The following is a 20,290-nucleotide window of genomic DNA, read 5'->3' on the forward strand; positions in this document are numbered from 1 at the left end:
TCCCGGTTGATCCGCCTACTCGCTGACGGCGACCGACTAGCGTAGGGAAGGAATGGGCTTACGTCTTACACGTTTCGCTCTAATGCTTGCCTTGTTCGGCAAGCGTGAGCGCCACCTTGTCGCGTAAGTACACCGGTAGCGCGTGCTCGGCACTCACTCCCTTGCCGGCGCGAAACGCCGGCAAGGCCAGCAGGGCGACGTTACGCGCTTGCGGATAGCACGCGCCGTCGTGCGCGGCCACGCTGCCGATACGTTCACGAAGCTGCGCGGCGTAGGTGGCCCAGCCCGTGCCGACGACGCTCCAGGGGCCTCCCGGCGGTACGGTGAGCGAAGCAGGCGGCCCCACCCATTCGTCCGACAGGGATTCGGGCAGGCCATCGGCGCCTCGTCGATACGCCGCCGCGTAGACCTCGCCCATGCGCGCATCGATCACCGCGAGGATGTCGTCCGACCCTGCGTCTTCTTCCATGGCCAGTGCCTGCAGGGACGACACGGTGACCACCGGCAGATCCAGCGCCATTGCCATACCCTGCGCCAGCGAAATGGCAAGGCGCACACCTGTGAACGCCCCCGGCCCCCGGCCGACGGCGATACCTTCAAGCGCCTGCCGCGACATGCCGGCCTCCGCCAGCAGGCTATCGGCCATCGGCAACACCAGTTCGCCGTGCCGGCGCGGCGCCAGTTCGCTGCGGGCGAGGATTTCCTCGCCATGGACCAGGGCGACCGAACAGGCTTCGGTTGAGGTTTCGATGGCAAGGATCTTCAAGGCGTTTCCCGGTTCATTCGCGTGCTGCCCTGGGTGTACCAGTCGATGTGGCGGGTGAGGTACATCAGCAGCGCCACCACCGCCAGCAGGACGACGGCGCCGATCAGCAGCGCATATTGTTCCGCCCCGATCAAACCGTAGAGTACCGCGTAAAGCAGGCCCAGCACGACGCCCAGCGTCCAGCCAGCGCGGCGTGCGCGCAGCACCGCCGAAGCATAACCGGCGATGATGCCCACCACCGCGAGCGCGGCCATCAGGTACGCAAGCGCGAAACCCAGCTGCTCGGACAACGCCAGCAACAGCACGTAGAACACCACCATCGCTGCACCCACCAGCAGGTACTGCACCGGATGCACGCGAAGGCGCTGCAGCACCTCGTACAGGAAGAACACCACGAAGGTCATGGCAATGAACAGCAGGGCATATTTACCGGCGCGATCATTCTGCTGGTACACGCTGCCCGGCTGGAACAATTCCACGCCGAACGCCGACGCCGCCATCCGGGTATCGACATTGGCATCGCCTTCGTTCCAGTGCTGCCCGTAGTCGCGGTTCAAGTCCAATACGCGCCACTGGGCCTGGAAGCCGCGGTCGTCCACGCGCCGGCTCACGGGCAAGGACGCGCCGACGAAACTTGGATCGGGCCACGGCGCTTGCAGGTCGACGGTACCCGTGCGCGCCATGGGCAGGAACTGCAGGGAACCGGTTCCGGCAAGCTTGATCCGCACCGTGAAGTCGATCGATTGCCCCGCCAGCGCATCCAGGTCGATCGGCACGGACACCACCGGAAGCCCACCGGCCCGGGCGGTCGAAGACACCAAGCGCACCTGCTTGCCATTGACGCGTACATCACCGACATCCCTCAACCCTTGCAGGTCAGCTACTGGAAGGCGCAGCTCGGCTTTGGCTCCAAGCCAGGAACGGCCACTGGCCTGGCGGAAGGTGGCGACATCAGCGGCATCCACATGCCCTACGAAGCTGACATCGGCAACGTACACCGGCACTTCGTACATGCCGTAGCGCCGACGCTCGATGGACATGGTCGCCGACGTTGCCATGCGATCGGCCAGCACGAACTCGGTGCTGCGCGTGATCACCTGGCGCTGGTTGGCATCCAGTACGGTTTGCTCGGCGGGCACCGCGAGCATCAGGCCACCAACTACCTGCCTGCCGCCCCAGCCCTTGGCGACATTGCCGGCCGCCTGCGCATTCAGCTCTTGCCGCTCGCCCACCATCGACTGGATGGAGCCCAGCGGAATCAACATCAGCAGCGCAAGCGCGGCCACGCCAAGCACCTTGGCGGTTATCGAATGCATCCAGCCTGGCATGTTAAGTACTCCTTGCACCTGTCGGGCCACCATCACACCAGCGCCTTGAGGCCAGGCGCGGCCGCGGCATGGCTAACTTCGGGCGCTGGCGGGCGAATTCGCCGCCGCTTCGCCTGAGGATGCGAAGAAGGTTTGCACGTCTGCCAGCTCGCGCGTGCGCGGCATGGGCGGGAGGCTCGCCAGGAACAGCCTGCCGTAGCCCTTGGTGACCAGGCGCGGGTCGCACAACATCAGTACGCCGCGATCGTGCACGTCGCGGATCAGGCGGCCGGCACCCTGCTTCAAGGCGATGGCGGCGGTGGGCACCTGCCAGCCCATGAAGGCGCTGATGCCGGTTTGTTCAAGTGCATCCAGCCGCGCCTGCAGTACGGGATCGTCGGGGTTGGCAAAGGGAAGCTTGTCGATCACCACCACGCTCAACGCATCGCCGGACACGTCCACGCCTTCCCAGAAACTCGCCGCGCCCAGCAGCACGCCATGGCCGCTGTGGCGGAAGTCTTCCAGCAGGCGATGGCGCGGCGCGGTGCCCTGCACGAACAAGGGCCAAGGCACGCGGCCGGTGAGCAACTCCGCCGCGCGGCGCAATGCGCGATGCGAGGTGAACAACAGGAAGGCGCGTCCGTTGGACGCTTCCAGCACCGGCAGTACCGCATCGATGACGCGATCGGTATGGTCGCGCGAGGCCGGATCAGGCACGTTGGCCGGCAGGTAGCAAAGTGCCTGCGATCGGTAATCGAACGGGCTTTCCAGGCTGAGCGAATGCGGATCGTCGATGCCCAGCTGACGGGCGAAGTGCTGGAAATCCCCGGCCACCGACAACGTGGCCGAGGTGAAGATCCATGCGGCCTGCGTGGCTTCGCGCATGGCGCGCAGCGGCGGAGCAAGATCCAGCGGCGTGGCATGGAAGGCAAAGCCACGCGGATAGAGTTCGTACCAGCGGATGTCGGCATCGCCTCCGCCTTCGACGATGCGGTCGAGCTTCACCAGCATCGCCTGGGTGCGCTCGAACGCGTTGGCCAGCCCGCGCGAACGCTCGGCCTGCCCGCCCAAGAGGTCTTCCAGTGCCGCCAGCACCTCGCGCAGTTCCGCCAGGGCCGCGCCGATGGATTCATCGCGGTCGAGCGTGGCGAAGGCGCCACGCGTGGGCAGCGCATCCATCGCCAGGCGCAAGCGTTTGACCACGCCCTGCAGCGCTTCCACCGGTTCCAGCAACAGGCCCATGGCACCGGTCACGCCGTTGCATTCGGAGAGCACGTCGCCAGCAAGATCGGTGAGCTGGCGCGCACTGATGCTCTGCGAGAAAAACTGGCCGGCAAGTTCCGGCACCTGATGCGCTTCATCCAGGATGAAGGCCTGCGCACCGGGAAGGATCTCGCCGAAACCCTCCTGCCGCAACGAAAGATCGGCGAACAGCAAATGGTGGTTCACCACCACCACGTCGGCCTCTTGGGCCTCGCGCCGCGCACGCACCACATGGCAACTGTCGAAGAAGGAACACTCACTGCCCAGGCAGTTCTCGGGTGTGGAGGTGACACGGGGCCACAGCGGCGATTCCTCGGGCACCTCGGCCAGTTCCATGCGGTCACCGGCGCGCGTGCGCGCCGACCAGGCGCGGATGGCCGCCAGTTGCGTGGATTCCTCACGGCTGGCCAGCATGCCTTCGCGGACCGTCTGGTCCAGCCGGTGCAGGCAAAGGTAGTTGGCACGGCCCTTCAGCAGGGCGGTCTTCAGGCGCGCGCCCAGGACGCCGCGAACGCGCGGGAGATCGCGGAAGAACAACTGGTCCTGAAGCGCCTTGGTCCCGGTGGAAACGATCACGCGCTGTCCGCAAAGGAGTGCCGGCACCAGGTAGGCGAAGGTCTTGCCCGTGCCCGTGCCCGCCTCGGCAATCAGCGTATCGGCCTGGGCGATGGCCTCCTGCACGGCGGCAGCCATCGCCTGCTGTGCGGCGCGGGGCAGGAAGCCTGGGATCTCGCGGGCAAAGGGGCCATCCGCGCCGAGCAGCGCGGCGGCATCGTGGTCGGTCATGGCAAGCATTGTAAACGTCAGGGACGAACCAGGACCGTGCGGGCGAGCTCAGCCAGTACCGGCCGGTCGGCCGGTGCAAGATCGACCGGGTCCGCTTCGGCGGGCAGTACCCAGCGCAGGGCCTGGCCTTCGAGCGAACGGGGCTCGCCTTCCCAGGTGGTCACGATGAAGACGTCAAGCAGCAGCGATTTGCCGTCGTAGTCCCAGGGGAATTGCATGAGCGCCGTGGCATCGCCGATGGCGATGCCCAGTTCCTCGGCCAGTTCCCGTGCCAGGCCCTGGAGGGCATCCTCGCCCGGTTCTAGCTTGCCACCGGGGAATTCCCACATCAGGGCCAGGTGCTTGCCCGGGGGCCGCTGGGCCAGCAGTACACGGCCGTCGACGTCGATCAGCGCGCCGGCGGCCACGTGGATCATGCGCGGATATATTCGACCATGTCGAAGGAATGGGCGTGGGTGGCGTCGGCGGCATGGTGCACGCGCGAGATCTCCGTCCACTCCTTGAAATCAATGCCGGGAAAGAAGGCGTCGCAACCATCGACGGCGGCATAGACCCAGGTCAGGTACAGGCGCTGTGCGAACGGCAGGGCTTCGCGGTAGACCTCACCGCCGCCGATCACGGTGATGCCGGTGCCGCCGGCCGTGGCCCGCGCCTCGGGGATCGAACGAACCGTCACCTGCCCCGGGAACGGCGCATCGTGGCGGCGCGACAGCACCAGGTTATGGCGGTCGGGCAAGGCCTTGCCGATCGCCTCGGCGGTCTTGCGCCCCATCACCACGTACTTGCCCAGGGTGAGATGCTTGAAGTGGGCGAGGTCCGCCGGCAGGTGCCAGGGCATCTGTCCGTGCTTGCCGATGGCGAAATTCTCGTCCAGCGCGGCGATGATCGATACGGCCATAGGTGTCCTTCTAAACCGGTTGACGTGTCAAAACCCGCTTATGGTAGTGCCTGCCACGCCACGCGCCAATCCAACAAGCGTTCGATCACACTGCCACCGGGGCCTTGATGGCCGGGTGAGGATCGTAGCCGGCGATGGCGATGTCATCGTAAGTAAAATCGAAGACGGATTTCACGTCGGGATTCAGCACGAGCTTCGGCAGCGGCCGCGGCTCGCGCGAAAGCTGCTCGCGCGCCTGGTCGACATGGTTGGCGTAGAGATGGGCGTCGCCCAGGGTATGGATGAAGTCCCCCGGAGCCAGCCCGGTTTCCTGGGCGATCATGTGCGTAAGCAGCGCGTAACTGGCGATATTGAACGGCACGCCCAGGAAAATATCGCCCGACCGCTGGTAGAGCTGGCATGACAGCCGGCCGTTGGCCACGTAGAACTGGAACATCGTGTGACAGGGCATCAGCGCCATCTTCGGCAGCTCGCCAACGTTCCACGCCGAGACGATCAACCGGCGCGAATCGGGGTTGCGCCGGATCTCGTCGATCACCCAGCCGATCTGGTCCACCACCTTGCCGTCGGCCGTGGGCCAGGCCCGCCATTGCCGCCCGTACACCGGTCCCAGGTCGCCATTGGCATCGGCCCATTCGTCCCAGATGCGGACGCCGTGCTCCTTGAGGTAGCCGATATTGGTATCGCCCTTCAGGAACCAGATCAGTTCGTGGACGATCGACTTCAGGTGCAGCTTCTTGGTGGTGACCAGCGGGAACCCGCGGGCCAGGTCAAAGCGCATCTGCCAGCCGAACACGCTGCGCGTGCCGGTGCCGGTGCGGTCCTGTTTTTCAGCGCCCTGGTCAAGGACGTGGCGCAGGAGGTCGAGGTAGGCGTGCATGGCCTGAAGCCTACGCCGCTGGCGCGGCGAGGGGCAAGGTGGGTGAGCGGCGCGACAACGCCAGGCAGATGATGCCGAACACCAGCAAGGGGATCGACAGGATCTGGCCCATGGTCAGCCAGCCGAAGGCCAGGTAGCCCAGCTGGGCATCGGGTAGCCGGAAGAATTCCACGAAGATGCGGAAGCAGCCGTAAAGCAGGGCGAACATCCCCGACACCGCATAGCGCGGCCGCGGCTTCATCGAGTAGATCCACAGCACGGCGAACATCACCACGCCTTCAAGGGCGAATTCATAAAGCTGCGAGGGATGGCGCGGCAGGGCATCGGGCGCATTGGGAAACACCATCGCCCAGGCGACGTCGCTGGGCTTGCCCCACAACTCGCCGTTGATGAAATTGCCCAGCCGGCCCAGGCCCAGGCCGATCGGCACCAGCGGGGCGATGAAATCCACCGTATCGAACACATGCAGGCCATGGCGGCGCGACCACCACCAGTTCGCCGCTGCCACGCCCAGCAGGCCACCGTGGAAACTCATGCCGCCGTCCCAGATACGCACCAGCGCCAGCGGGTCGTGCCAGATCCAGTTGATCGGCGTGTAGAACAGCATGTAGCCCACGCGGCCGCCGATCACCACGCCCATCATGGCGTAGAAGATGAGGTCGCTATAGGCATCGCGGGACACCGGAAAACGACCCTTCAGGCGGCGGTATTCGCCAGCCAGCCAGCCGCCAAGGAAACCGCCCAGGTACATCAGTCCGTACCAATGGATGGCCAGCGGCCCCGCCTTGAAGGCCACCGGGTTGAAATTGACGACGAAAGGAGCTGCCATGGGGGTTCGCAGGGCTGGAAGACCCCCGATTGTACCGTCCGGGCGGGGCCTGGCGGCCACTGGCGTCCCCCCGCCGGCTCGCTATACTCGCCCACGGGACCGGCCGCCAGGGGGCAGCCGCCCGCAAAGGGGACTCACTTGATGCAAAGCCGTATCGTGCGCGCCGCCGTGGCCGCGCTGTGTCTGTCCGTATCCGCCGCGGCCGTCGCCGCCGACCTGATCCCGGTCGAGGATTTCACCCGCCGCGCCATGTTCTCCGATCCGGCGCTTTCGCCCGACGGCAAGTACATCGCCCTGGCCATGCACGATGAATCCGGAGACCAGCACGCGCTGGTGATCTACCACATCGACGATATGACCACTCCGGCCAGCATCCTGCGCATGCCGCGCTACATGCTTCCAGAGGACATCACCTGGGTCAGCAACACTCGGCTGGTGCTGAGCCAGGCCAAGGAAATGGGTTCGATCGACAAGCCGTACCTCACCGGTGAGATCATCGCCACCGACGTCGACGGCAAGCACCAGGATTATCTCTTCGGATGGGATATCGCCAATCATTCCTCCACCCGCGGCACCGACCGCGGCTGGGGCTTCATTGAAGGCAGGCCGCGCCAGGCCAACAACCGGTTCTACATGCGCGCGCACATGTACCAGCGTGACGAGGCGAGCACGTTGTACGACGTGGATTCCTCCAATGGCGCGCGCCGCACCATGGCCGATATCGGCGTGGGCGGCATGGCCTTTACCCTGGACGATGCCGGGCAGGTTCGCTACGCCTTTGGCGGCGACGAAAACTTCGAGAGCGTGGTTTTCCGCCAGGACGGCAACGGCTGGACCAAGCTCGACCACAAGGTGGTCGGCGTGCTGTACGAGCCCCTCACCATGTCTGCCGACGGCAAGGACCTGATCGCCTTGCACAGCGCCAAGGGTGGCCCGACCCAACTCGTCCGCCAGGACGGCGATGGGCAAGCCAAGGTGCTGGCCAGCGATCCGTTCTCCTCGGTTGGCGACGTCATGTGGACGCCCAAGCCCTACCAGCCGATCGGCGCATGGACGCTCACCGGCATTCCCAAGATGATCTACGTCGATCCGGCCAATCCCTACGCCAAGCTCCACCAGGCGCTGGCGGCGAAATTCCCGGGCAAGATGCTCCAGTTCGTCAACTTCAGCGACGACGGCAAGCAATTGTTGTTCAGTACCAGCAGCGACCGCGACCTGGGCAGCTACTTCCTGATCGAGCTGACGACCTACAAGGTGCGTCGCTTGTTCGACGTAGCCCCGTGGATCGACCCGGCGAAGATGGCCGAGCGTCGTCCGATCCGCTTCAAGGCCCGCGACGGCGAAGAACTGGAGGGTTATCTCACGCTGCCGCCAGGGCGGAACGAAAGCAAACTGCCCATGGTGCTCATGCCCCACGGCGGCCCCGATGACATTCGCGATGACTGGGGTTTCGACAGCGATGCGCAATTCCTTGCCAATCGTGGTTACCTCGTGCTGCAGGTGAATTTCCGCGGTTCCAGCGGACGCGGGCGGCAGTTCGTCTACGACGGCTACCGCCAGTGGGGCGGTAAGATGCAGCAGGACCTGATCGACGGCGTGAAGTGGGCGATCGGCGAGAACTACGCCGACCCGGCGCGCGTCTGCGTGTTCGGCGCCAGCTTCGGTGGCTACTCGGCGTTGATGGCACCGATCCGCGCACCGGGCATGTTCAAGTGCGCGGTGGGGTATGCCGGTGTCTACGACATGCACATGCGCTACGAGAAAGGCGATTCGCACGGTAGCAAGCGCGACCTTAGCTACCTCGAAACCACCATGGGTAAGGATCCGGCCGAACTGGCCGCCAACTCGCCCGTAACGCTGGTATCGCAGCTGGACGTACCGGTGCTGCTTATCCACGGCGAGGACGACGAGCGCGCGCCGTACGCCGGCGCCAAGGAAATGCGAGCGGCCCTGGATGCTGCCCACAAACCTTACGAATGGATGTCGGTGCCCGGCGAGGGCCATGGCTTCTACAAGCCCGCCAACAACGTGGCGATGTTCAACCGCCTGCAGGCGTTCCTGGAGAAATACATCGGTGCGGGCGCCCCGGCAAAATAACCCCGCCTGGATTGCGAAAGGCGCAGTACGACTTCAGTAGTCTGTAAGCGAAGATTGACATTGCGTCATGACGAGCCGCCCCGGAAACGGGGTGGCTTTTCTATTTATTAGCGAAAGCGAGGTCCATAGTAACGGTCGCAAAAGTGGCGACGAATTTCCATGGAAGCAATCTGAGTTGGAAAGGCTTCTGCCTTCTACTTCATGACCACAAGCGTGTACTACCAGCGCTCACTAGGCGGCGGAAGAAACAAGGGGACATGGTTCCTGGCATTCAATCGAGTGCTCGCGGGCGTCGTATCAGGGTCGTGGCGGAACAGGGTCGAACCCACCGTTAGGTGCCGCGCATCGTCTAATCCGAGCGATCGCCAGGCTCCAGCCCCGAACCGTCCCAAATCTTTGAATTGCTTCTATCGCATAGTTAGAGCAGCTGGGCTCAAATAGGCATACGTCGCGGAGTCGAGAAGGCGAGATTCTCGGTCTTCGTCCCACTCAAAGCTGCGAGACATCCCGGCCTGACCTGGACGCCAATTTGGTCGATGCGGAAGAACTCCCATCCATTCTGAGCATAGTGTTCACGACATTTTGAAGATACGTGGCAGCTTCGTTGCCCTGCTGCTTGTTGGACACGCTGATGTTCGGCGGGACTTGCACCATGTGGTACTCGTACATGAAAGACTCCTGAGAGGAGTTCCAGTACCTTCAGCCACGTTCGGAAAATCTTGAGGTTGGCGGCGATGCAATTGATTGCACACATCGTGTCACAAACTGTGAGAGTGCTTTTACTTCCGACTACCTTGCCTAGCGATGGATGGCTTGCCGGATACTCGCAGATATATTTACCGACCCCTGAGCGGTTCGATGAATGCTAGTTTCAGGAGTCAGCTAGAGCAGTAGCGAAAGACCAAACTCGCGCGTCGTCCGAATAGCGCTTTACAGAAACCGCGGCACCAGAATCAGCGCCCAACTCACCACCACCAGCATCAACAGCACGAACACCGCCGCCGAACCCATGTCCTTGGCGCGTCCGGCGAGCTCATGGAACTCCGGGCTGACCTTGTCCACTACCGCCTCGATCGCCGAGTTCAGCAACTCAGCCGACAGCACCAGGGCGGGCGCCAGGATCAGCAGGATCTTCTCCACTGGGCCGTTGCCGAGCCACAGGCCTAGCGGGATCGCCACCACGGCGATGTAGACCTCCAGCCGGAAGGATGCCTCGTGGCGGAAGGCGGCGCGGAAGCCCTTCATCGACCAAAGGAAGGCCGCCCATATCTGGCGGGGGCCGCGGGGTTGGTCGGTCGCCATGGAATCCAGTCGATCAGTGGAAAGCGCCACATGATGCCAGATCGCGTAGCAGCTGCCGGTTGCGTCGATTTGCCGCAATGCTCGGAGCGGCCGGGTCGGCACGAAAGACCTTGCGAGACAGTCGCTTATGCTGCACTGCGGCATGGCAAAGATGACAATACCCTCGCCTTTCACAAAGCGCCCATATGAGGGTTTTATCGGTTAACCTTCGGCGGTTCTGCCCAGTTTACGGGCCATCCGCCGTATCGCCCGCCGCTTCCACCTGCACGGAAATACCATGTCGACAGCCCTGCCTCCGGTCTCCCAGACCCGATCCTTCAGCACCGTTTTCCTTATCGAAATGTGGGAGCGCTTCGGCTTCTACGGCATGCAGGTGTTGATGGTCACCTACATGGTGAAGAAGCTGGGCTTCGGCGACAGCAGTTCGAACCTGATCTGGGGCGCGGCCGCCGCGCTGATCTACGCGACGCCAGCGCTCGGTGGCGTGATCGGCGACAAACTGCTGGGCACGCGCCGCACGATGCTGGTCGGCGCGGTGGTGCTGGCCTTCGGGTATGCCTTGCTGTGGGTGCCTACCGAGAACGCGATGTTCCTGTACGTTGCGCTGGGCGTGATCGTGGTGGGTAACGGTTTCTTCAAGCCCAACGCCGGCAACCTGGTGCGCAAGATCTACGAAGGCGATGAAGTGCGCATCGATAGCGCCTTCACCATCTACTACATGGCGGTGAACGTCGGCTCTACGGTGTCGATGTTGCTCACGCCCTGGATCCGCGATTACGTGGGCGAACACTACGGCGATTCGCTGGGCTGGCATACCGCCTTCGGCGTGTGCTCGATCGGCCTGCTGCTTGGCCTGGGCAATTACATGCTGATGCACCGCACGCTGTCCCATATCGGCTCGCCGCCCGATGAGAAGCCGGTGAGCCTGCGCAATGCTTCGATCGTGCTGGCAGCTTCCCTGATTACCGTGGCCGTCTCGGCCTTCATCCTGCAAAGCGAATCGGTGGCCCGCGCGTGCGTGTATGGCGCAGGCGTGGTGATCCTGGGCATCTTCATCCACCTGATCCGCTCGAGCGAACGCAGCGAGCGCTCGGGGTTGTCGGCGGCGCTGGTGCTGACCATCCAGACCATTTTCTTCTTCATCTTCTACCAGCAGATGTCGACCTCGCTGAACCTGTTCGCCCAGCGCAACGTGGACCTGTCGTTCGACCTGTTCGGCTTCCACCTGATGACCTGGATCCCCGAGCAGTTCCAGTCGCTCAACGCGATCTGGATCGTGATCCTGAGCCCGGTGCTGGTGTTCATCTATAACTACTTCGGCGATCGAGGGAAGAATTTTTCCGTGGCGTCGAAGTTCGCCTGGGGCTTTGCCGCGGTGGCGGCCGGGTTCTTCATGTACGGCGTGGGCAGCAATACCGCCGTGGACGCGAAGATCTCCTCGTGGTTCATGGTGTGGGGCTACGGGCTTTATTCCCTGGGCGAGCTGCTGGTGAGCGGCCTGGGGCTGGCCATGATCGCCCGCTACGTGCCCGCGCGCATGGGCGGCTTCATGATGGGCGCCTACTACGTGGCCGTGGGCGTGTCGCAGTACCTGGGAAGCGTGGTGGCCAACTTCGCCGCCATTCCTTCGGACATCACCGACCCGCACCTGTCGCTGCCGATCTACACGGCGCTGTTCAACAAGCTCGGTTTCGTAGGCTTAGGCTGCACGGTGATCGCCCTGGCGGTGCTGCCGATGATGAAGAAGCTCTCCACCACGCACGCGCTTTCGCAGCAGCACACGCCGTTGCCGGCCGTCCATAGCGAGGAATAACCCCGCCGGCGGCTTATCATGTGTCCATGAGCCCCATGCGCGTCATCGCCCTGCAACGCACCGGTCCGTTCGCCCTGGCGCGGACGTTGGCCTGGTTGAGGCTCTGCGCCATCGCCGGGCAGAGCATGGCGGTACTGGTCTGTGCCTTTGCGATGGGCCTTGATATTCCCCTGCTGCCCTTGCTGCTGGGCGTGGGCATGCTGGGGGTCTTCGCGGTAATGGCGGCCTGGCGGCTCACCCAGCCCTGGCCGCTGCGCGAATGGGAAACCATCGTGCACATCGCCGCCGATACGCTGGTGCTGGGTTACCTGCTGTATTTCACCGGCGGCGCCAGCAATCCTTTCGTTACCCTGCTGCTGGTGCCCATCGCGCTGTCGGCGGCGGCCCTGAGCATCGGCGGTGTACTGGCGGTGTCGGGGCTCGCCGGATTCGCCTACCTGTTGTTGGCGCGGTACTACGTGCCGCTGCCCGGCGCCACCGATGGCCGTTTCAGCGACTTCCACCTGCACGTGGCGGGTATGGGGGTGAATTTCATCATCATGGCGCTGCTCCTGGGCTTCTTCATCAACACGCTCGCCCGCGCGGTGCGCGCGCAGCAGATGGAGGTGCAGCGCGTGCGCGAACGGGGCCTGCGAGATGAGGGCATCCTTGCCATCGCCACCCAGGCCGCGGGCGCGGCGCACGAACTGAACACGCCGCTGTCGACCATGCGCACCTTGCTGCCGGAACTGCGCCGCGAGCACCCCACCGACGGCCCCCTGAACGAAGACCTGGCGCTCTTGCAGGACCAGGTGGAGCGTTGCCGTACGATCCTTCGCGAGATGGTGGCCTTCGGCCAGACCCAGCTGTCGCAGGAACCGGAGCGGCAGACCGTCGACGCCTTCGTCCACGGCTGCCTGGAGCGGTTCCAGTTGCTCAGGCCCGAAGCCGAGGTTGAACTGGGCCTGGGCCGTTCGGTGGGCCAGCTGCGGCTGCGCGCGCCCCCGGCCCTGCGCCATGCCTTGATGAACCTGCTCAACAACGCCGCCGATGCCTCGGCCCTGCGCCATGAAAACGTGGTGGGCCTGGAAGTGCACCGCGACGGGGCCATGCTCGAATGGATCGTGATCGACCATGGGCCTGGCTTTGCCGACGATGAAGACTTCGCCACCCGCATTGGCGGCTCGGAGAAACAAACTGGCCTGGGCATCGGCCTGGCGCTGGCCGAAGCCACGGCCGAGCGACTTTCCGGTGAACTCATCGCCACCAATACCGAGCATGGCGCCGAGATGCGCCTGCGCCTTCCCCTTGCCGTGATTGGAGATCCCTCATGAACCAGCTACCGGGCCCGGCCGCCCCGCTCCTGATCGTCGACGACGATCCGACGTTTTCGCGCGTGCTCGCCCGCGCGTTGGCCTCCCGGGGCTTCGAGGTGCTCACAGCCGATAATGCTACTGAAGCCCGCGCGCTGGCCCGGCGCCACCAGCCGCGCTACTGCGTGCTGGACCTGAAGCTGGGCGATGAGAACGGGTTGAAACTTATCCCGGACCTGCAGGCGCTGGTCCCGGAGATCCGCGTGCTGCTGCTCACCGGCTATGCATCGATCGCCACCGCGGTGGAAGCGATCAAGCGCGGTGCCCACGATTACCTGGCCAAGCCGGTCGATGCCGACGCCGTGGTGCGCGCGCTGCTGGACGACGACGGCGGCGCCGGTGACGACGAACTCATCGATGCCCCCGACGCTCCGTTGCCGTTGCGCCGCCTGGAATGGGAACACATCCAGCGCGTGCTTACCGAGTGCGACGGCAACATCTCCGAGACGGCGCGGCGGCTGGGCATGCACCGCCGCACCTTGCAGCGCAAGCTCGGCAAGCATCCGGTGCGCGAACGCCCCGACGAAGGCTGATTGCCTTTCTAGGACACCGGCTGGGGATTGGGGAAGCGCACGCTGGCGATGCGCTCGGTGCCAGGCAGCGAGCGCAGTTCGATCGGCCACTGGAAGCGGTCGGAGAGCCGCCGCGCGATGGCCATGTCGAAGCCGTGGGTATCCACCGCGTTTTCCCGGGAAGGTTCGGCCACATGGTTGGCCACGCTGATCACGCCTGGCATCACCGTCACCACCACCTTGCCCTGCTCGGTCTGGTGCAGGGCGTGGCGCAATAGCTGGTTGATCATCACCGCGAACACGCGCGGCGAACCATGCAGGGCGAAACTGGAAGGTTCCTCCAGCACGATCTGCACGTCGCGGCCGATGACCTGCTGGGCTGCCGATTCCACTTCCTTGCGCAGTACGCCGTTGACCACGAAGTCTTCCTCCGGCAGGCCCTTGTCGGACTCGCGCGAGAGCACCAGGAAGGCTTCCACCAGCGACTCCAGCTCGCGCGACGAACGGCGGATGCGGTCGAGCGAACGCATACCGAAGCTGGAGAGGTTGGTTTCCTCAGCCAGCATGTCGGCGGACATCTTGATGACGGTAAGCGGACTGCGCAGCTCGTGGCTGGCGTCGCGGGTGAAGTTGCGCTCGCGTTCGCCGAAGCCGCGCAGGCGCACGGCGAAGGTGTGCAGTCCCCTCGCGATCGATGTCACGCCGGCATCGGTACGCGGCGACAGCCGCGAAGGCTGCAACGTTTCCACATCCGAATGTTCATCGTCCCAGGCATCCATCACCCGGGCCAGGGTCTCGATCGGCGTCCAGGCACGGCTGACCGCCATCCACGCCAGCACGCTGGTGGCAAGGATGATGGCGATCACCGCGACCACCGGTGCAACGTTGTTCACGGCCATCACGGTGGCGATGATCACCACCACCATCTGCAGGGCGAAGACCACCGTCATCCGGCGCCGGAAGGCTCCGGCGCGTCCATTCGATCCGTCCCGGCCGCCGGCCATGTCGTTCTGCCGGGACACCTCAGGCCGTTTGCTGGGACGCTGTCGCGACCTCTGCATCCAGATCGGCCAGGCGATAGCCTGCGGAGTGAATCGTATGCAGCAGGGCGCGGTCGAACGGTTTGTCGATCACGCGGCGCAGGTTGTACAGGTGCGAACGCAAGGTGTCGGAGTCCGGCAGCGTGTCGCCCCAGATTTCGCGTTCGATGTCGCGGCGGCTCACCACCCGGGGTGACTCACGCATCAGGATCGCCAGCAGCTTCAACCCGATCGGCGAAACAGTCAGTTCCTGCCCGGCGCGGGTCAGGCGCAGGGTGGCGGTATCGAGCGTCATGTCGCCCACGTTGAGCACCTCGGAAGATACCTGGCGGCGATCGCGGCGGATCAGCGCGCGCAGGCGGGCTTCGAGCTCGCGTACTTCGAAAGGCTTGACCAGATAGTCGTCGGCACCGGCTTCCAGGCCGATCAGCTTGTCTTCCAGGGTGTCGCGGGCGGTCAGCATCAGCACCGGGGTGGATTTCTTGCCGTCCTTGCGCAGCTTGCGGCACAGGTCCAGGCCGTCCATGCCTGGCAACATCAGATCCAGCACGATCACGTCGTAACTGTTGGAAACGGCAAGGTGCAGGCCACTGACGCCATCAGCGGCGTAGTCCACCGAGTAACCACGCCTTTCGAGGAACTCGCCGACCATTTCGGCAATGCCGCGGTTGTCTTCCACCAGCAGGATCAGGCCGCTCTGTTCGTCATGTGCACTCATCTAAGGGTCTCCGTGGTTCGCTTCACATTTGTGAAAAGGTAGCGGCCGCGCCAGTGATGCGAGCGTGAATGGCGGCTTGGGCGGTTTAACGCGGGTTAGAAATCCCTCTGCCAGGTATTAATGCAACAAAGGTCTCAAGGCAGCGTCAACATTGTCCGCCACGCGCGGTTCGCCTTCGGCGGTGGGATGCAGGCCGTCGTCCTGCATCAGTTCGGGATGGGTGGCCACGCCGTCGAGCAGGAATGGCAAAAGCGCCAGGTGCTGGGTATCGGCCAGGCCTTTGAAGGCCGCGCGCAGGCCGTCGCGGTACTGCGGTCCATAGTTCACCGGAAGCTCGATGCCCAATAGCAGCACCTGGGCTCCGGCATCCTTTGACGCCTGCGCCATCGCTGCGAGGTTGGCCTTGAGCGGCTCCAGCGGCAGGCCCCGCAGGCCGTCGTTTGCTCCAAGCTCGATCACCACCACGGCCGGCTGGTACTTGGCCAGGAGGGACGGCAGCCGGTTGCGTCCACTGAGCGAGGTTTCCCCGCTGATGCTGGCATTGACGAGGGACCAGCCCGGCACCATGTTCGAATAACGCGCCTGCAGCAGGCTCACCCATCCCTTCTCGATCGGGATGTTGTGGGCCGCCGATAGCGAGTCACCCAGCACCAGGATGGTTCGCGGCGCGGCGGCATGCACCGGCCCCATCGCCAAAGCCACCAACAGCAAGACAACCCCGAGGCAACGACGCATGAGTGATTCCCGGCCGGTATTGGAAGCCATCGATGTTAGCAAGTACGTTCAGGGCCCCGATGGGCGCCTGGACATCCTGCACCGAGTGCATCTTTCCATTCCCGCCGGTGAAAGTTTCGCCATCGTCGGCGCCTCGGGCTCGGGCAAGACCACTCTGCTGGGCCTGCTTGCCGGCCTGGATACCGCCAGCGGCGGCAGCATCCGCCTGGACGGCCACGAACTGGGTGAGCTCGACGAAGAACGCCGCGCGGCGGTGCGACGCCGCCTGGTGGGCTTCGTGTTCCAGTCGTTCCACCTGCTGCCGGCGCTTACCGCCGAGGAAAACGTCATGCTGCCGCTGGAACTGGAGGGCGACGACGACGCCCGCAGCCGTGCCCGCACGGCGTTGGCCAACGTAGGCCTGGCCGAGCGGCGGCGACACTACCCGGCGCAGCTCTCCGGCGGCGAGCAGCAGCGCGTGGCGCTGGCCCGGGCCTTCGTCCATGGGCCCCGCCTGCTCTTCGCCGATGAACCCACCGGCAACCTCGATCAGAAAACCGGCCAGCAGGTGGGCGACCTGCTGTTCGCGCTGAACCGGGAGCACGCCACCACCCTGGTGTTGGTCACCCATGACGCGCGCCTTGCCGCACGCTGCGCGCGCAGCGCCGAACTCACCGGTGGCCGCCTGGGCGTGGCTGCATGAGGATCCTTACCCTCGCCCTGCGTACCCTGCGCCGCGAGTGGCACCTGCCGGAGCTGCGCACGCTGGCGGCCTCCCTGGTACTGGCGGTGGTGGCCCTGGGCGTGGTGGCCACGCTTGCCACGCGCATCGAACGGGGGCTGCTGGCGAGCGCTGCGGAATTGATCGGCGGCGATGTCGGCATATCGGCACCGAACCAGCTTCCCGCCAGCTTTGCCGACGAGGCCCGCAAGGATGGCCTGGCGGTACTGCGCAGCGCCAGCTTCCCGTCGGTGGCCTTCGTCGATCAGCGCAGCCAACTGCTGGATGTGATGGCAGCCGACCAGGGCTATCCGCTGCGCGGCACGCTGGAACTCAGCGACGCCAATGGCCGGCCGCTCGCCAGCCGCGCGCCGGCGGAAGGCCAGCTCTACCTCGATCACCGGGCACTGGTGGCGCTGGGCGTGAAACCGGGCCAGCGCATCCAGTTGGGCGGCCGTGACCTCACCATCGCCGCCGAACTGGTGCGCCAGCCCGACGGCGGAGAGCTGTTCGCGCTCGCGCCCCGGGCGATGATGAGCCTGGCCGACGCCCAGGCCGCGGGGCTGTTGGGCAGTGGCAGCCGCGCCCGTCACCGCCTGCTGCTTGCCGGCGACCCGCGCGATGTGTCCGCCTGGCGTCGCTGGGCCGAGGGCCAGTCGCTTCCGACCGGCGCGGAGATGATTACTCCTGAGCAGACGCAAGAACGCATGCGCGTGGCCTTCGACCGCGCCAGCGCCTTCATGCGGCTGACGGCGCTGCTTTCCGCCCTGCTCTCCGGCGTGGCGATCGCGCTGGCTGCACAGCGCTATGCGCGGCGCAAGGTGAATGAAGTGGCGCTCCTGCGCGCCTTGGGTACGCCGCGCCGCCGCGTGGTGGCGCTGTTGTGCACCACGTTGGCGCTGCTTGCCATCCCGGCGAGCCTGCTGGGCGCCGGTCTTGCGCTTGGCCTGGCCGCGCTGGCCTGGCATTTCGCCGGTTCCATGGTCGGCAACATTCCCACCGTATTGCCGCTGGGCCCTGCCTTCGTGGCCGGGGGCCTAGGCCTTGCCGTGCTCGCCGGCTTCGCCCTGCCGCCACTGGTGCGCCTGGCAGAAGTACCGCCGGTAGCAGTGTTCCGCGAAAGCCTGGCGCGCCGCCGCCGCCGCTTCGACTGGCTCTACCTTGTGCCGCTGGCCGTGGCGGTGGGCCTGCTGTGGACGCAGAGCGGCTCGGCGCGATTGGCCGGGATCCTCGCCGCAAGCCTTGCCGGCGTCGCGGTGGTCTCGGCGCTGCTGGCCGCCCTGCTGCTGTGGCTGGCACGGCGCGTGGCTCCCGGCGTGCATCCGGCGCTGCGTCTTGGCCTGGGTGCACTGGCACGGCGCCGCGGCTTGTCGTTGGTGCAGGCCACGGCGTTGTCGCTGGGCCTGACCGCGCTGCTGTTGCTGGCCGTGGTGGCGCCATCGCTGCTGGAAGGCTGGCGGCGCGAACTGCCGGCGAACACACCCAACTGGTTTGCCCTGAACCTGCAGGATGACCAGCGCGACGCCTTTGCCAATGCCCTGGCCGGCATCGGCGGCGACCAGCTGAACATGCTGCCGCTGGCCGTGGGCAAGCTCACTGCGATCAACGGCGTACCCGTCGACCAGCTGCCGCTGAAGGACCAACGGGCCAAGGAGTCGGCCGATCGCCAGCTGCGGTTGTCCTGGAGCGAAGCGCTGCCACCTTCCAACCAGGTGGTCGCAGGTAGCTGGCCCGGCGCCCAAGCCACGGCGGCCGAGGTTTCGGTGGATGAAAGCTGGCGCGACATGTACCAGCTGAAGATCGGCGACCGCATGAGTTTTTCGATCGGCGAAGCGACCATCGAGGCGAAAGTCGGTAGCGTGCGCAAGGTCGACTGGAGTTCCTTCCGCGTCAATTTCTTCCTGCTGCTCGATCCTGCCCATGCCGCCGACCTTCCGCATACGTGGCTGGCGAGCTTCCATGTGCCGCGCGGCCATGCCGATGCGCTGGCGAAGCTTTCGCGCGATTACGCCAACCTCAGCCTGATCGATGTCGATTCCCTGCTCGATCGCGTGCGCGAGATCGTCGACCGCGTGGGGTCGGCGGTGCGCTGGGTGCTGGGTTTCAGCCTGGGCGCCGGAGCGCTGGTGCTGGCCGCGGCGATGGCGGCGAGTGCGCAGGAGCGCCAGCATGAAGCGGCCTTGCTGCGAACCCTCGGAGCCCATCGCTCGCAGCTTCGCCTGGCGGCGGCGTGCGAGTTCGCCATGCTGGGCCTGGTAGCGGGGCTCACCGCCGCGCTGGGCGCCGGTGGCGCCGGATGGTGGCTTGGCCGCGCCGTCTTCCACATCGATGGCTTCATCCCGCCATTGATGCCGTTGGCGGCGGCTTCAGCCGCCGCGGGCATCGTGGTGATGCTGATTGGCCTGGCGGGAACGCGGCGCGTCACGCGCACGTCCCCGCTGGCCTTGCTACGCGGGGCGTGATCAGTCGCGCTGGGGCACGTCGACCTTGCCGCTGACATCGGCATAGTCGACGTCACCGCTGCCCTTCGAGTGCACGGTGAAATTGCCCTTGATGCCGCGGGCGTTGATGTCGCCTGAGCCAATGGAATCGACCTCGACATTGCCACCGATGTCACCGAATTCCAGGTCGCCGGAACCGACGCTGCCCACCTTCACCGGGCCGCGCACGCCGTGCACCTTGGCATCGCCAGAACCGATGCCTTGCAGCTGGACGCTGCCGACGCGATCGATCGTCAGATCGCCGGAGCCGGTATTGGCGCTGACCGCGCCCGCGACATCGGCGACATTGATGTCCCCGGAACCGGTGCTGACGTCCAGGGATGCCACGCGCCGGACCTCCGCGTCACCCGAGCCGGATTGAAGCTGCACGGGAATATTCCCGGGCATCGTCACACTCACCTTGAGGTACGCGTAGAAGCCACCGAAGCCGCCGTCGACCGAGCCACGGTCGGCGCCGAGGGTGATCACCAGCGTGCTGCCTTCGCGACGCTGCTGCACGGTAAGCGGCTCCAGGCCCTGTTGGCTGGAGGCACAAGCGGTGCCGCGCAGGGCGAGCGTGGCGCCGCTGCCGCCGCCGTCGAGCTTCAGGTCGTGGCTCCGCGTTTCCACGCGGACCAGGTTCACGCCAGCCAGGTTGGCGTCGAGGTTGCGTTGTGCCGAATGTGCACAGGGCATCTCGGCGCGGGCGCCGAAGGGAATCACCGCCAGGGCGATGCAAAGCAGGAAGATCTTGCGCATGTCGTGAGACTCCGATACCAGCGAAAAGGTCACAGGTATCGATGCGGGCGGCG

The 20,290-nt window shown here is 65.4% G+C and carries 19 protein-coding genes; 6 read left to right on the forward strand and 13 right to left on the reverse strand.

Annotated features, from left to right (window positions below; translation table 11 throughout):
- Positions 1 to 79 precede the first annotated feature (79 nt).
- From tsaB to lgt, 7 genes are all read right to left on the reverse strand, one after another.
- Positions 80 to 766: a tRNA (adenosine(37)-N6)-threonylcarbamoyltransferase complex dimerization subunit type 1 TsaB gene (tsaB, locus tag NDK18_RS06145; protein ID WP_250625193.1), complete on the reverse strand. Its 687-nt coding sequence runs from the start codon at positions 764 to 766 to the stop codon at positions 80 to 82.
- Positions 763 to 2,094 carry a cell envelope integrity protein CreD gene (gene creD, locus NDK18_RS06150; RefSeq protein WP_250625192.1) on the reverse strand — a complete coding sequence of 444 codons (1,332 nt, stop codon included), beginning with the start codon at positions 2,092 to 2,094 and terminating at the stop codon, positions 763 to 765. The genes tsaB and creD overlap by 4 nt, the downstream gene beginning before the upstream one ends.
- A 72-nt stretch (positions 2,095 to 2,166) precedes the next feature.
- A complete protein-coding gene (gene yoaA / locus NDK18_RS06155) occupies positions 2,167 to 4,122 on the reverse strand; it encodes a DNA repair helicase YoaA (protein ID WP_250627324.1) in 1,956 nt (651 codons plus the stop codon).
- 17 nt (positions 4,123 to 4,139) lie between these two features.
- Positions 4,140 to 4,538, reverse strand: coding sequence for a (deoxy)nucleoside triphosphate pyrophosphohydrolase (locus NDK18_RS06160; RefSeq protein WP_250627325.1), 399 nt, complete (start codon positions 4,536 to 4,538; stop codon positions 4,140 to 4,142).
- Positions 4,535 to 5,020: a dihydrofolate reductase gene (locus NDK18_RS06165; RefSeq protein WP_250625189.1), complete on the reverse strand. Its 486-nt coding sequence runs from the start codon at positions 5,018 to 5,020 to the stop codon at positions 4,535 to 4,537. Before NDK18_RS06165 ends, NDK18_RS06160 begins: the two co-directional genes overlap by 4 nt.
- 85 nt (positions 5,021 to 5,105) lie before the next feature.
- The gene (locus NDK18_RS06170; protein ID WP_250625188.1) at positions 5,106 to 5,900 is read right to left on the reverse strand and encodes a thymidylate synthase; all 795 of its coding nucleotides are present in this window, start codon (positions 5,898 to 5,900) and stop codon (positions 5,106 to 5,108) included.
- A gap of 10 nt (positions 5,901 to 5,910) precedes the next feature.
- Positions 5,911 to 6,729 (reverse strand): prolipoprotein diacylglyceryl transferase, encoded by an 819-nt coding sequence (gene lgt, locus NDK18_RS06175; protein WP_250625187.1) that lies wholly within the window; start codon positions 6,727 to 6,729, stop codon positions 5,911 to 5,913.
- Positions 6,730 to 6,870: 141 nt separating this feature from the next.
- On the opposite strand from lgt, the gene NDK18_RS06180 reads away from it, so the two are divergent.
- Positions 6,871 to 8,826, forward strand: coding sequence for an alpha/beta hydrolase family protein (locus NDK18_RS06180; protein ID WP_250627326.1), 1,956 nt, complete (start codon positions 6,871 to 6,873; stop codon positions 8,824 to 8,826).
- Positions 8,827 to 9,123: 297 nt separating this feature from the next.
- Here the strand turns inward: NDK18_RS06180 and yidD are convergent, their stop codons facing one another.
- Both yidD and NDK18_RS06190 read right to left on the reverse strand, forming a co-directional pair.
- The gene (gene yidD, locus NDK18_RS06185; RefSeq protein WP_250625185.1) at positions 9,124 to 9,315 is read right to left on the reverse strand and encodes a membrane protein insertion efficiency factor YidD; all 192 of its coding nucleotides are present in this window, start codon (positions 9,313 to 9,315) and stop codon (positions 9,124 to 9,126) included.
- Between the two features lie 441 nt (positions 9,316 to 9,756).
- The gene (locus tag NDK18_RS06190; protein ID WP_250625184.1) at positions 9,757 to 10,128 is read right to left on the reverse strand and encodes a diacylglycerol kinase; all 372 of its coding nucleotides are present in this window, start codon (positions 10,126 to 10,128) and stop codon (positions 9,757 to 9,759) included.
- Positions 10,129 to 10,405: 277 nt separating this feature from the next.
- Between NDK18_RS06190 and NDK18_RS06195 the strand changes: the two genes are divergently transcribed.
- The 3 genes from NDK18_RS06195 to NDK18_RS06205 are packed head-to-tail and all read left to right on the forward strand — an operon-like array spanning position 10,406 to position 13,826.
- A complete protein-coding gene (locus NDK18_RS06195) occupies positions 10,406 to 11,941 on the forward strand; it encodes a peptide MFS transporter (protein ID WP_250627327.1) in 1,536 nt (511 codons plus the stop codon).
- 35 nt (positions 11,942 to 11,976) lie between these two features.
- A complete protein-coding gene (locus NDK18_RS06200; RefSeq protein ID WP_250625182.1) occupies positions 11,977 to 13,254 on the forward strand; it encodes an ATP-binding protein in 1,278 nt (425 codons plus the stop codon).
- Positions 13,251 to 13,826: a response regulator transcription factor gene (locus tag NDK18_RS06205; RefSeq protein ID WP_250625181.1), complete on the forward strand. Its 576-nt coding sequence runs from the start codon at positions 13,251 to 13,253 to the stop codon at positions 13,824 to 13,826. Before NDK18_RS06200 ends, NDK18_RS06205 begins: the two co-directional genes overlap by 4 nt.
- Before the next feature lie 8 nt (positions 13,827 to 13,834).
- On the opposite strand, the gene NDK18_RS06210 is transcribed toward NDK18_RS06205, so the two are convergent.
- The 3 genes from NDK18_RS06210 to NDK18_RS06220 form a co-directional block, all read right to left on the reverse strand.
- The gene (locus tag NDK18_RS06210; RefSeq protein WP_250625180.1) at positions 13,835 to 14,827 is read right to left on the reverse strand and encodes a sensor histidine kinase; all 993 of its coding nucleotides are present in this window, start codon (positions 14,825 to 14,827) and stop codon (positions 13,835 to 13,837) included.
- Position 14,828: 1 nt separating this feature from the next.
- The gene (locus NDK18_RS06215) at positions 14,829 to 15,563 is read right to left on the reverse strand and encodes a response regulator transcription factor (protein WP_250625179.1); all 735 of its coding nucleotides are present in this window, start codon (positions 15,561 to 15,563) and stop codon (positions 14,829 to 14,831) included.
- 117 nt (positions 15,564 to 15,680) lie between these two features.
- Positions 15,681 to 16,298: an arylesterase gene (locus tag NDK18_RS06220; RefSeq protein WP_284691501.1), complete on the reverse strand. Its 618-nt coding sequence runs from the start codon at positions 16,296 to 16,298 to the stop codon at positions 15,681 to 15,683.
- On the opposite strand from NDK18_RS06220, the gene NDK18_RS06225 reads away from it, so the two are divergent.
- Positions 16,297 to 16,980 (forward strand): ABC transporter ATP-binding protein, encoded by a 684-nt coding sequence (locus NDK18_RS06225; protein ID WP_250625178.1) that lies wholly within the window; start codon positions 16,297 to 16,299, stop codon positions 16,978 to 16,980. The two genes, NDK18_RS06220 and NDK18_RS06225, sit on opposite strands and share 2 nt — an antisense overlap.
- Complete coding sequence (locus tag NDK18_RS06230) at positions 16,977 to 19,460, forward strand: ABC transporter permease (protein ID WP_250625177.1); 2,484 nt, start codon at positions 16,977 to 16,979, stop codon at positions 19,458 to 19,460. Before NDK18_RS06225 ends, NDK18_RS06230 begins: the two co-directional genes overlap by 4 nt.
- Here NDK18_RS06230 and NDK18_RS06235 read toward each other — a convergent pair whose 3' ends face one another.
- Positions 19,461 to 20,237 (reverse strand): DUF4097 family beta strand repeat-containing protein, encoded by a 777-nt coding sequence (locus tag NDK18_RS06235; RefSeq protein WP_250625176.1) that lies wholly within the window; start codon positions 20,235 to 20,237, stop codon positions 19,461 to 19,463. It abuts the gene before it with no gap.
- Positions 20,238 to 20,290 lie beyond the last annotated feature (53 nt).

It is taken from the genome of Pinirhizobacter soli (assembly GCF_015905305.1).
Taxonomy (GTDB): domain Bacteria; phylum Pseudomonadota; class Gammaproteobacteria; order Xanthomonadales; family Rhodanobacteraceae; genus Pinirhizobacter; species Pinirhizobacter soli.